Below are 14,010 nucleotides of genomic sequence, written 5' to 3'. Positions count from 1 at the left end.
TCCCACATCCGGAACGGGTTCGCACGGGCCGTGGGACGAACGGGGCCCACGCGCCGCGAGCGCGTGCTCCGCGATGGCGAGTGACGCGGGGTGTGACGAACGGCCGGAGATCGGGGGGCAGCCGCAGCCAGGCGATCCAATTCCACCGTGGATCGCATCCAGCAGACCGAATCGCCGCCGGTCGCGGCTGAGCCGCGTGCCGCTTGCCGATCCCCCGATCCCCGATCCCCGCGCAACCCGTGGCCGGTCGATATAGAATTTCTATATCGAACACCGAAACGTGCTGGCATCTCCGCCATGGGCAAACAGGCGGAGCTGATGAAGGGCACCCTCGACCTGCTGGTGCTGAAGACGCTCGAACTGGAGCCGCGTCACGGCGTCGGCGTCGCCGACCGCATCGAGCAGATCAGCGGCGGCACCTTCGTGGTCCGGCCGGGCTCGCTGTTCCCGGCGCTGCACCGGCTCGAGCAGGACGGGTTCATCAAAGGCGAATGGACGCAGACGCCGGAAGGGCGGCGCGCCAGGTACTACCGGCTCACCGCCGCCGGCCAGAAGCAGCTCGCCGCCGAGAAGAAGAACTGGGCCCGCGTCGTCTTCGCGATCGGGCAGATCCTCGAGGCCGACTGACGTGCGTCACCGATCGCGGCTGATCCACGCGTGGCGCAACCTGTTGCACAAGTCCGCGGTGGAACGGGAGCTGGACGACGAGCTGCGCGCCGCGGAGGAGACGCTCCGCGACCGCTACGCGTCGCAGGGCATGAGCGACGCCGACGCGCGGCGGGCGGCGCGCCTCGCGCTGGGCGGTGAGCCGGTCCAGGACGCGGTGCGCGACGTCCGCGCCGGCGTGCGCCTCGAGATGCTGCTCGGCGACCTCCGCTACGCGGTGCGGGCGCTGCGCAAGAGTCCCGCCTTCACCGCCGCCGCGGTGCTGTCGCTCGCCCTGGGCATCGGGGCCAACGCCGCGATCTTCACCTTCATCAACGCGCTGGCGCTCAGCCCGCTGCCGGTCCGGGACCCGTCGGCGCTCGTCGAGATCGCGCCGCGCGGCAGCGACCCGGCATTCCTGTCGTTCCCGATGCACCGGGATCTCGCGGCGCGGCAGCAGGCGCTGACCGGCATCGTCGCGACGGCGGGTGAGACGCCGGTTCGCGTGACGGTGCCGGCCGCCTCCGGCGGCGGCGCGGAGATCGACAACGTCCGGATCAGCTTCGTTACCGGCAACTACTTTTCGGTGCTCGGCCTCGCGCCCGCCGCCGGACGGCTGTTCCTCCCTGAAGACGATCGCGTTCCGGCCAGCGCCGAGCAAGCCGGCTCGATCGTCGTCCTCAGCGACGCCTTCTGGCAGCGGCAGTTCGCCCGTGATCCGTCCGTCATCGGCCGGACGATTCTGATCGGCCGCACCGCCGCGCGCGTGGTCGGCGTCACCCCGCCAGGGTTTGCCGGCGAGGTGCTCGGCAACGCGGCCGACGGTTGGGTCCCGCTCACCGCCTGGTCGTCGCTCGACGAGCTGGAGAACCGGCGCGGAACCTTCACCGCGTTCTTCGGCCGGCTGAAGTCGGGCATCGCTCCCGCGGAAGCGGCCGCGCAGCTGACCGTGCTCTTCAGGCAACTGCGCGTGGAGGAGGGCATCCAGAAGACGCCGGAGCAGGCGTCCATCGAGCTGCTGCCGGCTGCCGCCGGGCTCGATTTCTCGCTGCGGCGCACCTACATGAAGCCGCTGCTGATCGTGATGGGCATGGTGGCGCTGGTGCTGCTGATCGCCTGCGCCAACATCGCCAACCTGCTGCTGGCGCGGAGCGCGGCGCGCGCGGGGGAGATCGGCGTCCGGCTGGCGCTCGGCTGCAGCCGGGCGCGTCTGGTCGGGCAGCTGTTGATCGAGAGCCTGCTGCTCGCGTCGGCGGGCGCGGCGGCCGGGCTCCTGATCTCCCAGCTCGCAGCCCGGAGTCTGGCGCGGATGATCCTCGGCGGTCCGGTGGGGCTGAAGCTCCGGCTCGATCCCGATATCCGCGTGTTCGCGTTCCTCGCCGTGCTCGCCATCGCCACCGCGGTGATCTTCGGCCTCGTCCCCGCGCTGCGGGCGACGCGGCTCGACCTCGCGCCGGCGTTGAAAGGCGCCGGACGCGCGATACGGCAGCCGGCGCGGCAGCGGGCCGGCCGCGTGCTGGTCGCCGCGCAGGTGGCGCTGTCGCTGCTCCTCCTCGTCGGCGCGGGCCTGCTCGTGCGCAGCGTCCAGAAGCTCTACGCGCAGGATCTCGGGTTCTCGCCGCAGAACGTGATCGTGTTCAGCCTCGCCGGCAGTCCGTCGAACCGCCAGCCCGAGGCGATGGCCGCGGTCGAACGCGCCGCGCGCGAGCGCGTGCTCGCCATTCCGGGCGTTCAGTCGGCCAGCTTCTCCGGGATGCTGATCTTCAGCCCGTCGGATATCGGCGCGCCGTTCTCGATTCCCGGCGCCGGGGCGAGCGAGCGGCTGACGGCGCGCTACAACAGCGTCTCACCCGGTTATTTCGACACCCTCGGGATGACGATGCTCGAAGGGCGTGCGCTGCGCGACGAGGACAATCATGTCTCGGCAGCGGGAGCGGTCGTGGTCAACGAGAGCTTCGCGCGGCGTTTCTTCCCCGGCGGGGCCGTCGGACGCACGATCCGCTTCGGCGGCCAGCCCGGCCGGCCGCTGCAGATCGTCGGCATCGTCCGCGACGCGAAATACAACAGCCTGCGCACAGCCGCCAAGCCGCTCATGTTCGTGCCCTACGCCAAGATGACGCGGACGCTGCGGTCGCTCGAGGTCCGGTCGACGATGCCGATGGCGTCGCTTGCCGGGCCGGTGCGCGAGGCGCTGTCGAGCGTCAGCAAGGAGCTGATGATCCGCCAGGTTCTGCCCCTGACCGAGCAGGTCGACCACTCGCTCTCGGCGGAGCGGCTGCTGCTGCGGCTGTGCGCGATGTTCGCCGCGCTGGCGCTGCTGCTCGCGTGCATCGGACTCTACGGCGTGGTTGCGTATTCGGTGGCGCACCGCACGGCCGAGATCGGCGTCCGTGTGGCGCTGGGCGCGACGCCGTCGAGCGTGATGCGCGGGATCGTCCGCGAGACGCTGCTCCTGGCGGGGGCCGGCATTGCGCTGGGTATCCCCGCGGCGCTGGCGGCCGGGCGCCTGCTGACGAGCTTTCTCTACGGGATGACACCCCGGGATCCGGCCACCTTCGCCGTGTCGGCGGCGACGCTGCTGGCCGCGGCAGCGGTTGCGGCGGCGTTGCCGGCGCGGCGCGCTGCCAGCGTGGATCCGGCGGCGGCCCTGCGCAGCGGCTAGCGATCCTGCGATCCGCGGATCTGCCGCTCGATCTCTCTGTCGAGGTCGGTTACCGGATCTTTTTCCCGCCACTCGCGCACGACGCGCGCCATGCGCTCGAGGATTTCGCCGCGCGAGCCCTCGTCGAGCGTCGACGCGGCGGTGGCGAGGCCTCGCAGCCTCCCCTTCGGCTCGCACTCGGGCAGCGCCTCGACCAGGCTCCTGATGTCCGTCATACGCCGCACACCACCAAGCCTCGTGCCACCGGCGCGGCCCGTGTTCACCGCTGGCCAGCCCGCGCGGGCGCGACGCATGCGTGAAGGAAGTCCATACGGCCAACCCCACGGCGGCGTCGCCCGTCTAACCGGCCGTGCGCGACGACCTCAAGAGTGCCGCCCGGTCCCTGCTCGCATCGAGGGGGTTCACGCTGGTCGCTCTGTTCGTGCTGGCGCTGGGCATCGGCGCCGGCACGGCGATCTTCTCCGTGGTCGACGCTGTCGTCCTCCGCGGGCTGCCCTTCGACGAGCACGATCGGCTCGGGGTGATCTACGAGAACGACACCCGGCGGGCGGTCACTTTCGGGCTCGGGAACGTCACGCCGCAGACCTACCTGGACTGGCGCGAGCTCCAGCAGCCGTTCCAGCAGATTACCGCCGTCGCCGGGACCCAGTTCCGCTTGAAAACGGAAGGGGGGGAGCCCGCAGACGCGCGGGCGCAGCGCATCACGGCGGAGTTCTTCCCCGTGCTCCGGGTCGCGCCGCTTCTCGGCCGGGCGTTCAACGCGAGCGACGAGGTCGAGGGACGGCACCGCGTCGCCATTCTGACCTACGGCTTCTGGCAGCGGCGGTTCGGCGGCGCCGCGGACGTGGTGGGCAGGACGATCGAGCTCAGCGACAGCGCCTACGAGATCGTCGGCGTGATGCCCGCCACGTTCTCGTATCCGGTCGGCAGCGATCGTCCGGCGGACCTGCTGGTGCCGATGATGTTCAGCAAGGAGGATCGCACCAAGGGGGACAGCCACAACTACAACCACACCGTGATCGGCCGCCTGAAGGACGGCCTGTCATTGCAGCAGGCGACCGGGCAGATGTGGCGGCTCTCGGAGCAGCTCGATCAGAAGGACCCGAAGTGGACCCCCGGCCGCAGGGCGTACGTGCTGACGCTGCACGATCATCTCGTCGGCAAGGTCCGCGGCTGGATGCTGATGCTGCTGGGCGCGGTGGTGCTCGTGCTGCTGATCGCCTGCGCGAACGTCGCCAACCTGATGCTGGTGCGCGCCACCGGCCGGACGCGCGAGATGGGGATCCGCGCGGCGCTCGGCGCCAGCCCGTTCCGCATCGTCCGCGGACTGGTGATCGAAGGTCTGCTGCTCTCGTCAGCCGGGGCGCTGCTCGGGGTGCTGCTCGCCTGGGGCGGCGTCACAGTCCTGCGCGCCTGGCTGCCCGCCGGACTTCCGCGCGTCGCGTCGATCGGGATCGACTACCGCGTGCTCGCCGCGACGATTCTCGCGTCCGGCGTCACCGGCGTTCTGTTCGGCGTGGCCCCGGCGCTGCAGTCGGCGCGGCCGGACCTGGCCGGCTCGTTGAAGGACGGGGGCCGTTCCGCCACCGCGGGCGGAGCCGCGCAGCGGCTGCGCAGCATCCTCGTCGTCGCCGAGGTGGCGCTGGCGGTGATCCTGCTCGTCGGCGCCGGCCTGTTCACAGGGAGCTTCGTGCGCTTGATCCGCGTCGATCCCGGGTTCGACTACAGGAATGTGCTGGCGCTCAACATCGGGCTGAGCCGCCGGCCGGGAGAGACGTTCGCCGATTACGCGGTTCGCAGCGCGCCATACGTGCGTCAGGCGGTCGAGGCAGTCGGCCGCGTCCCGGGCGTGGAGATGGTCGGGACGGTGAGCGGCGGCCTGCCGCTCTCCGGCAGCTGGAGCCGGACGCGCATCACGCTGCCGGGACGCGGGCAGCTCAGCGGCGAAGGAGACGACATCGATCGGCGGACCGTGTCCGCGAACTACCTGCGGGTGCTCCGCATTCCGTTGCTGAAAGGACGCTACCTCTCGGACGACGACCGCGCCGGCAGCAGTCCCGTGGTGGTGATCAACCAGGCGGCGGCGCAGCGCTACTGGCCGGGCCAGGACGCGCTCGGGCAGCGGTTCACGATGAACAAGAAGGAGTGGACCGTCGTCGGCGTCGTCGGCAACATTCACCATCTCGGGCCGGAGATCGCGCCGCGGCAGGAGTGCTATCTGCCGGCGGCGCAGGAAGAGAGCTACGGCGCGACGCTGGCGATCCGCAGCGCGGGGGATCCGCTCGCCGTGCTGCCGGCGGTGAAGGCGGCGATCTGGTCGGTCAATCCGGAGCAGCGCCTTACCGGCGACACGGTGACGCTGGAGCGTTACATGGACCGCCTGATCGCGCAGCGCCGCTTCAACATGGCGGTGCTCGCGCTGTTCGGCGTGCTCGGCCTGGTGATCGCCGCCGTCGGCATCTACGGGGTGATGGCGTACGTGGTGGCGCAGCGCACGAACGAGATCGGCGTGCGCATGGCGCTCGGCGCCACGCGCGCGAACGTCGTCTCGATGGTGCTGCGCCGCGCGGGAGTGCTGATGCTGGCGGGACTGGCGATCGGGGGGATCGGCGCCTGGTATCTCGGTTCGGGCGTGAAATCGTTCCTCTTCGAGGTGCAGCCGAACGATGCCGGCATCTTCGCCGGCGCTCTCGCGGTCCTCGCCTGTGCCGGTCTGCTCGCGAGCGCGCTGCCGGCGCGTCGCGCCGCCGCCGTCGATCCGCTGGTGGCGCTGCGACGCGAGTAACGGCCGGCGGGCGCGCTGCCGGCGGCCCTACCGGCAAGGAACTGCGACGTCGTCAGCCGGTGATGCGGAACTGAATCCGCTGGCCGACGGGCGCGCCCGGGCCCTTGACGTTGAACTGCAGAAAATACTCGCCCGGCGCGAGTGGCGCGAGCGGCAGATCGAACTGCGTGACCCCGGCGCCGCCGGCGCCGGGCAGCACGCCGATTTCGCGCATCGGCTGCGCCAGGCGGTTCAGCAGGTAGGCGGTCACCGGCACCGGCGCGTCGCCCGAGTAGGCGGGCACGCGGATCACCAGGCGTTCGGTGCGGCGGAACTGACGCGAGGGATCGGGCGCCGCGTTGGCGTCGTCGGCCACGGCGCGGAACTCGCGCGCCGACTGCGTGGCAATCAGGATTGCCGGCAGCAGCAGCGGTGACGACCCGCTCAGCGCCGGGACCTCGACGTCGCGGGCGTCGACGTCGAGCTTCTCGCCGCGCATCCCGAGCACGGTCATATCGAGCTGGACCCGGCCGGAAGGCGCGTCGAACTCCGCGCGATCCGAGGCGTTCTTGTCTGCCGCCTCCCCGACGCGCACCGGGGCGAGCAATCCTTCATACAGCACCTGGCCGTCGCGCGTCGTCGCCTTCAGCGCCACCCGCGACGCAGTCGCGCGTCCGGCGGCGGTCAGCGCGCGTCCCGGTTCCCATGTGACCATGACGCGCCCGTCGCTGGTGGAGACGCGCGTCACCCCGGACCACACGTCGATCAGCGGGCTGCGGCGGAGCAGGCGGGTCGGCAGGATGACGTTCGCGCCGGGCCCCTCGCGCATCGCACGGCGCGCTTCCGCCGACGGCGCCGAGACGTAGCCCCCGCGGCTGCGCGCGTCGGCCTCGCGCCGCACGACGGTGACGCGCACCGGGTGATAGCGTCCGTCGTCGGCGCGCGACGGCTGGTAGGTGAGGGTATAGCCGCTGTCGATCTCCTGGCCGGCGCGTGCGAGGTTGCCGGCGAGATCGTCGCCGCGCGCCAGCGTTCCCCCGGTCTCGGCAACGAACCGCCCCAGCATCGCGACTCCGGCCGCATCTTCGCCGGCGGCCGTCCGCGGGTCGAACGCGTAAATCGGCACATCGTACCGGTTGGCGAAGCGTTCGACGGTCGTGGCGTCCGGCAGCCCGCGCACCGTCAGGCGCCGCGGCTGGCGCGTGAACCCCTCGCTCACCAGCAGAATCGCCGAACGCCCGGGCGACGAGCCGAGCTGGGTCGCCAGCGCACGCAAGCCGGAGAGGACGACCTGCGCGCGTCCGGCCTCGGCGAGCGCCGGCGCCCGTCCAATCGTCTCCTCTTCGAGCGCGGAGCGCGGCTCGAAGTTCCCCTTGCGTCCCTCGAACGTGCTGACGGCGGCCACGAGCGCGTCGCGATCGCTCGTGAGCCGGATCGTGGTCAGCGGGTCGAGCGGTTTGAGGATCACCGCGGTGTCGTCCGGGCGCATCTGTGCGGTGATGAACCTGATGACGGCATCGCGGATCCGGACGCTGTCCGCGGCATCGACGTGAAACTCATCCAGCAGAATCGCCAGCCGGCGCGGCGCGGGCTTCCGCGACTCCACCGAGAGCAGCGGCTGCAGCACGCCGTCCTCCCGGATCTCGAAGTCCTTCAGCGTGAGGCCGGTCACCGCCTTGCCCTGGCGGTCGGTGACGATGGTCGAGATGCGTACAGGCTCGGTCGCCGCTCCCAGCGGAGCGAGCAGCGCGAGGATGAGCACCAGCAGGAGCGGTGATCGCAGCTTCACCGTGGACGTCCCGGACCATCTTGCCATAACGGCGGGGCCGCTTCGCTCGCTCCCGGGCGCGAAAAAGTAATAGGATGCGATCACCTTCTTGGGAGGAGGGTGCTCATGGTTCGTTCGCTCAGGTTCGCGATTCTGGCTCTGCTCATACCCGCCTACGCAGCAGCCCAGCAGTTCAGGGCTACTGTTACCGGCACCGTGACCGACGCGCAAGGCGGCGTCGTGCCCGGCGCTACCGTGACCGCGCTCAATACCGACACCAACGTCGCCGTCGACGCTCAGACGAACGACCGCGGCGTGTACACGATTCAAGACCTGCAGCCGGGGCCGTACCGGATCACCGCGGCCCTCTCCGGGTTCAAGACGTTCGTTCGCGAGGGCATCACGCTGCGCACCGCCGAGACCGTCACCGTCAATCTCTCGCTGTCGATGGGCGCCGTCGAGGAAACGGTCACCGTCAGCGCGGCGACGACGAACATCGAATCGAACGAGACGACGATCGCCCAGACGATCGAGAACAAGCGGATCTCGGAGCTGCCGCTGAACGGGCGGCAGGTCTACATGCTCGCGCAGCTCACCGCCGGGACGATCTTCACGCAGACCACCTTCGGCGCGACCGGGTTCTCCGGCACGCGCGCGTGGGACGTCAACGGCTCGCTGTCGATCCACGGCAGCCGCACCGGCAACAACGAGTTCCTGATGGAAGGGGCGCCAAGCGCCGGCACCGGCGGCGGCACCGGCAACTGGAACTACGCGCCGCCGGTGGATGCGATCGAGGAATTCAAGATCGGCACCTCGAGCGTCGACGCCTCGTTCGGCCGCACCAGCGGCGGCGTCGTCAACATGACGTTCAAGTCGGGCACCAACGATCTCCGCGGCTCCGGCATCCTGCTGCACCGCGGCACCTGGCTCGACGCCAATCAGATCCAGAACATCCGCAACCGGATCTCGAACAAGGAACACAAGTACTTCAACGGCGAGGCGATGCTCAGCGGCCCGGTCCGCCGCGGCAAGACCTTCTTCATGGGCGGCTATCAGGGGTTCTACGAGAACATCCCGTTCCCGGTGACGCGGACCATCCCCACGGCAGCGCAGCTGCGCGGCGACTTCTCGCAGACGACCACGGCGAACGGCACGCCGATTCTCATCTACGATCCCGCGACCACGGTCTGCTCGGCGAGCCTGGTCTGCACGCGACAGCCGTTCCCGGGGAACGTCATCCCCGAGAACCGCTGGCACCCGATCGCCAAGGCCCTGCTGCCGTTCATCCCCAAGGAGAACGCGACGCCGAGCAACCTGGCGGGATCGAGCAACTTCGTCAACTCGCCCAATCTGGGCCGCTACCGCTACAACTCGTATCTCACGCGCATCGACCACGTCTTCAGCGACAACCACCGGCTCTCGTTCAGCAACAGCGCGAACTGGGGGATCGAGTATCGCAACGAGAACGCGCTGCCGGAGCCGGCGCTCCGCAGCGACAACTATCCGACCCACCGCAACCATTACCTCGCGACGGTGGACGACAACCGCACCTTCTCGAACAACATGCTGTGGAACACGCGCGTGTCATGGGATCGGTTCGACGAGCCGCACGAGAAGGAGTACGGTGACGTCAATCCCAGCCTGCCATTCACTGGTCCCTATCAGCTCACCGGACCGCCGTTCCCGCAGATCGACTTCGATCAGTACGAGGACATGTTCCCGCGCACCTTCCGGCGTCCGAAGAACGATGCGTACTCGCTCAGCTCGACGCTGTCGAGAACGTTCGGCAAGCACTTCGCCAAGGTCGGCGGCGAGTTCCGGGCGTATGAGTTCTACCGTCAGGACGAGGTCCCGACGAATGGCCGGTTCGATTTCCGTGGCACGCAGTTCACGCGCCGGGATCCACTCAGCGGAACCGGCGCCGCGTCGGGCAACGAGTTCGCGCAGTTTCTGCTGGGACTGCCTAACGCCGGCGTGGTGACCGCCGGAACCCCCCGCACGGAGAAGTACCGCTACTACGCGCTGTTCGCGCAGGACGACTGGAAGATCGGCGCGCGCGCCACGCTGAACCTCGGGCTCCGCTGGGACTACCAGCCGCCGGTTCGCGTCGGCGACAACCTGACGGTCTCCGGTTTCGATTCCACCTCCCCCAACCCGCTGCAGTCGCAGCTCCCGCAGGGATCGAACACGATCAATCCCGCGACCGGACAGCCGTTGACGCTGCGAGGGGGCCTGCTGTTCGCGAACCGCGGCGGCCCGGAGACGCCCTACAAGGCCGACTGGAACAACATCCAGCCGCGCGTCGGGTTTACCTACAAGATCAATGACTGGCTCGTCGCCCGGAGCAACTACGGCCGTTCGTACCTGGGGTTGTCGAGCGGCGGGCAGGCGGGCGTCTACACGACCGACTTCCAGAGGAACACGCCGTTCGTCGCCTTTGCGCCAAATGGCGTCGACCCTGCGACGCCGTGGGCGAATCCGTTCCCGTCCGGGTTCCTGCAGCCGCTCGCCGGCGAGCTTGGGCTCCTCACCAGCATCGGCACCGGCTTCACCATTCCCAATCCGGACTACGAGGTGCCGTATACGGATCAATGGATGGCAGGCGTCGACATTCAGTTGCCGTGGAAGATCGGGCTGGACGTGGCCTACGTCGGCAACGTCGTGAGCAAGCTGGGCGCGTCCCGGAACATCAACTCGGTGCCCAAGTCCGAGAACGACAAGGCCATCCCTGCGCTCGGCGGGAACGCCGGCTACCTCAATCAGACGTTCACCAACCCGTTCGCCGGCCTCGTCCCCGGCCAGGGGCTGAACGCCACCACGGCCGCCCGATCGCAGCTGCTGCGTCCCTACCCGCAGTTCGGCCAGATCACGATGAACCGGCTGAACCTCGGGTCGGCGTACTACAACGCGCTCGAGACGGTGGCAACGCGCCGCTACAGCAACGGCGTGATGTTCGCGGTGAACTACACGCTGATGAAGCTCGAGGACAAGATCAACTTCCTGACCGACTACGACACCGAACCGTTCAGGGATCTCCAGGGGGATCAGCGCCGGCACCGGCTGACGATCACCACGCTGCTGGATCTGCCGTTCGGGCCGGGGCGCCGGTTCGGCGGCAGCACGAGCGGCATCGTCGCGGCGCTGATCGGCGGATGGCAGTTCAATACCATCGGCGAGATCCAGTCCGGACGTCCGCTGGCGTTGAACACCGTCGCGGTCCAGCTCGATTCCGACGTCGCGCTTCCCAAGAGCGAGCAGTCGTTCTCGCGCTGGTTCGACAACAGCAGCACGGCGCTGAACAACCCGCGCCCCGACGGCACGTTCGCGTGGACGGTGCTCGGCCAGAACGACTACCGCGTGGCGAAGTCGCGGTTCCACGACGTCAACGAGCCGACCGAGCCGCAGTGGTCGTTCTCGCTGTTCAAGAACAACCGGCTCCCCGGCGGACAGAACCTGCAGGTTCGCGTCGAGGCGTTCAACGTGTTCAACGTCCGCATTTTCGGCGCGCCGAACACCGACCCGCGGCAGGGCAACTTCGGCATCGTCGATACGGCGAGCCAGGTGAACTTCCCGCGGACGCTCCAGCTCGGCATCAGGCTGGGCTTCTGATTCCGATCCGAGGGGCTTCGCCCCCTCGGATCCCGACGGCGTCGCTGGCGAGGCTCGTTCGCGCGGCGCTGGAGCTAACCGTCGGCTCCCTGGAGCGTCAAACTCCCGGGAGCCGTTCATGCCAGCACTCTCAGCCCACCGCGACATCCTCTTCCAGGACCTGCGCTACACCGCCCGCACGCTCGTCCGCGCGCGCGGCTTCGCCCTGACCGCCATCCTCGTCATCGCCCTGGGAGTCGGCGCCAACACCGCGGCCTTCTCGGTCGCGGATTTCGTGCTGTTCCGGTCGCTGCCGTTCCCGGATCCGGACAGCCTGGTGCGGCTCTGCGAGGGACCCCGCACCGGCGGCGGCTGGGGCTGCATGAACCAGATGTCCCCGGCGAACTACCGCGACTTGAAGGCGACGAGCACGTCGTTCCGCGGCATGGGGGCGTTCGCGGCCGACGCGGTGAATCTCGTCGGCGGAGGCGAGCCTGTCCGCCTCGCGATTGCCTCGGTGACGCCGGAGGTGTTCCCGCTGCTCGGCGTTGCGCCGGCCATGGGACGGGTGTTCGAGCCGGGCGACGCGGACGCCCGTGCGGCCATCATCAGCCACGGACTCTGGCGATCTCAGTTCGGCGGGGACCCCGGTGTGGTCGGGCGGACGATCACCCTGAACGGGTCGCCGTACACGGTCATCGGCGTCATGCCGCTGTCGTTCTACTTTCCCGACCGCGACAAGGAGCTCTGGACCTCCTTGATCCTCCGCGATGACGCGTTTGCGAATCGCTCGAACAACTACCTCGAGGCGATCGCGCGGCTGAAACCCGGCGTCACGTTCGACACCGCGCGCGCCGAGCTGACCCTGCTCGCCGATCGCCTGGCGCGCGAGTACCCGGACACCAACGACGAGACGGGCGTGAGTTTCTTCCGCATGCACGACAACATGTCGCCGCGCTTCCGCGTCATGCTGACCGCGCTGGGCGGGGCGACCCTGTGCCTGCTCATCCTCACGTGCGCGAGCCTGGCCAACCTGCTGCTCGCGCGGGCCAGCGCACGCGAGCGCGAGATGGCGGTCCGCGCGGCGCTCGGCGCCGGGCGGGGCCGGCTCATCCGCCAGTTGATCACCGAGACCATCGTCCTGACTCTTCTCGGCGGCGCCGTCGGCGTCGCCGTTGCGGCGGCGAGCCTGCCGCTGTTCTCGAGCCTCGTGCCGCCGACGCTGCCCATCGCGGCACGGCCGGCGCTCGACTTGCGCGTGTTCGGGCTGGCGGCGGTATTCACCGCGCTCACCGGTCTCGGGTTCGGACTGTTTCCCGCAGTGCGCGCCGCGCGCGGCTCCGGGTTCGCCGCGCTGCGTGACGGCGGCCGCACCGCGGGCGGGCGAAAGCAGCGCGTCCGCGCCGTGCTGGTGACGGTGGAAGTGACGATGTCGGTGATCCTGCTGATCGCCTCGGGGCTGCTGATCCGGGCGCTCTGGCGCGTGCAGTCGATCGAGCCCGGGTTCTCTCCGCGCCAGGTGCTCACGCTGCGCACCGCGCTGCCGCGGCCGAAATACGAACGCGCCGCGCGCCGCGATCAGTATTACCAGCAGGTGCTGGCGGGCGTTCGCGCGCTGCCCGGCGTCGAGAGCGCCGCGTTCATCAGCGGCCTGCCAATGGTGATGACGGGCATCGTCACCGCCGTCGAGATTCCCGGTCAGGCCCGGGAGAACTACCGGACGGGCGGCGTCAGCCACCGCTGGGTAACGCCGCAATACTTCCGGACCATGGGGATCCCGCTTCGCCGCGGGCGCGACGTCGAGGAGGCGGACGCGCGGGACCGCGCGTGGGTCGCCGTGGTGAGCGCGTCGTTCGTCGAGCGCTACTGGCCCGGCCAGGATCCGATCGGCAGGCGTTTCCGCCACCGCGACGCGGAGCGCACCGTCGTCGGCGTGGTCGGCGACGTCAAGGTGCGCGGGCTCGAGCGGACCAGCGAGCCGCAGATCTACCTGCCGGCGGGGCAGGTCGCGGACGGCTGGCCGACGAACTTCGAGCCGAAGGATCTGGTCGTGCGCCACGCGGGCTCGGGCGAGGCGCTGGTCGGAGCGATTCGCCGCATCGTCAAGGAGGCGGATCCCGAGCAGCCGATCTCGAACGTCCGGACGATGGAGGCCGTGCTGGCGGGGGATACGGCGTCGCGGCAGGCGCAGATCCAGGTGCTCGGCGTCCTGGCGGCGGTAGCGTTCCTGCTCGCCGGCGTCGGCATCTACGGCCTGCTCGCCTACACCGTGTCGCAGCGCTCGCAGGAGATTGCAGTGCGGCTCGCGCTCGGCGCGCAGCCGGCAGGCGTCAGCCGGATGATCTTCGCCGGCGGCATGCGGCTGGCCGTCTTCGGCATCGTCCCCGGCGTCGCCGGCGCGTATGCCGCGGGACGGTGGATGAGCGCGCTGCTGTTCGGGATTGCGCCGGGCGATCCCGCCACCTTCGCGGCGGGCGTCGGCGCCGTGCTGCTCATCGCCCTGGCCGGTTCGCTGGTGCCCGCCCTCCGGGCCGTCCGGGTCACGCCTGCCTCGGTGCTGCGCGCCGACTGAGCAGCGTCGCC

7 protein-coding genes are annotated in these 14,010 nt (G+C 69.9%); 5 read left to right on the top strand and 2 right to left on the bottom strand.

Going from position 1 to position 14,010, the window contains the following annotated elements; genetic code table 11:
- Nucleotides 1–297 precede the first annotated feature (297 nt).
- Complete coding sequence (locus VFK57_14390; GenBank protein HET7696899.1) at nt 298–627, top strand: PadR family transcriptional regulator; 330 nt, start codon at nt 298–300, stop codon at nt 625–627.
- Nucleotide 628: 1 nt separating this feature from the next.
- Complete coding sequence (locus tag VFK57_14385; GenBank protein ID HET7696898.1) at nt 629–3,307, top strand: ABC transporter permease; 2,679 nt, start codon at nt 629–631, stop codon at nt 3,305–3,307.
- On the opposite strand, the gene VFK57_14380 is transcribed toward VFK57_14385, so the two are convergent.
- On the bottom strand, nt 3,304–3,522 hold the full coding sequence (locus VFK57_14380) for a hypothetical protein (protein HET7696897.1): 219 nt from the start codon (nt 3,520–3,522) through the stop codon (nt 3,304–3,306). The two genes, VFK57_14385 and VFK57_14380, sit on opposite strands and share 4 nt — an antisense overlap.
- A gap of 134 nt (nt 3,523–3,656) precedes the next feature.
- On the opposite strand from VFK57_14380, the gene VFK57_14375 reads away from it, so the two are divergent.
- Nucleotides 3,657–6,092, top strand: coding sequence for an ABC transporter permease (locus VFK57_14375; GenBank protein HET7696896.1), 2,436 nt, complete (start codon nt 3,657–3,659; stop codon nt 6,090–6,092).
- Nucleotides 6,093–6,144: 52 nt separating this feature from the next.
- On the opposite strand, the gene VFK57_14370 is transcribed toward VFK57_14375, so the two are convergent.
- Nucleotides 6,145–7,860, bottom strand: coding sequence for a VWA domain-containing protein (locus VFK57_14370; protein HET7696895.1), 1,716 nt, complete (start codon nt 7,858–7,860; stop codon nt 6,145–6,147).
- A 105-nt stretch (nt 7,861–7,965) separates the two neighbouring features.
- Between VFK57_14370 and VFK57_14365 the strand changes: the two genes are divergently transcribed.
- Both VFK57_14365 and VFK57_14360 read left to right on the top strand, forming a co-directional pair.
- A complete protein-coding gene (locus VFK57_14365; protein HET7696894.1) occupies nt 7,966–11,448 on the top strand; it encodes a TonB-dependent receptor in 3,483 nt (1,160 codons plus the stop codon).
- Between the two features lie 118 nt (nt 11,449–11,566).
- Nucleotides 11,567–13,999, top strand: a complete 2,433-nt coding sequence (locus tag VFK57_14360) for an ABC transporter permease (protein ID HET7696893.1) — start codon at nt 11,567–11,569, stop codon at nt 13,997–13,999.
- Nucleotides 14,000–14,010 lie beyond the last annotated feature (11 nt).

The organism is Vicinamibacterales bacterium (assembly GCA_035699745.1).
Taxonomy (GTDB): domain Bacteria; phylum Acidobacteriota; class Vicinamibacteria; order Vicinamibacterales; family 2-12-FULL-66-21; genus JAICSD01.
This window is presented reverse-complemented; position numbering and strand designations above follow the sequence as displayed.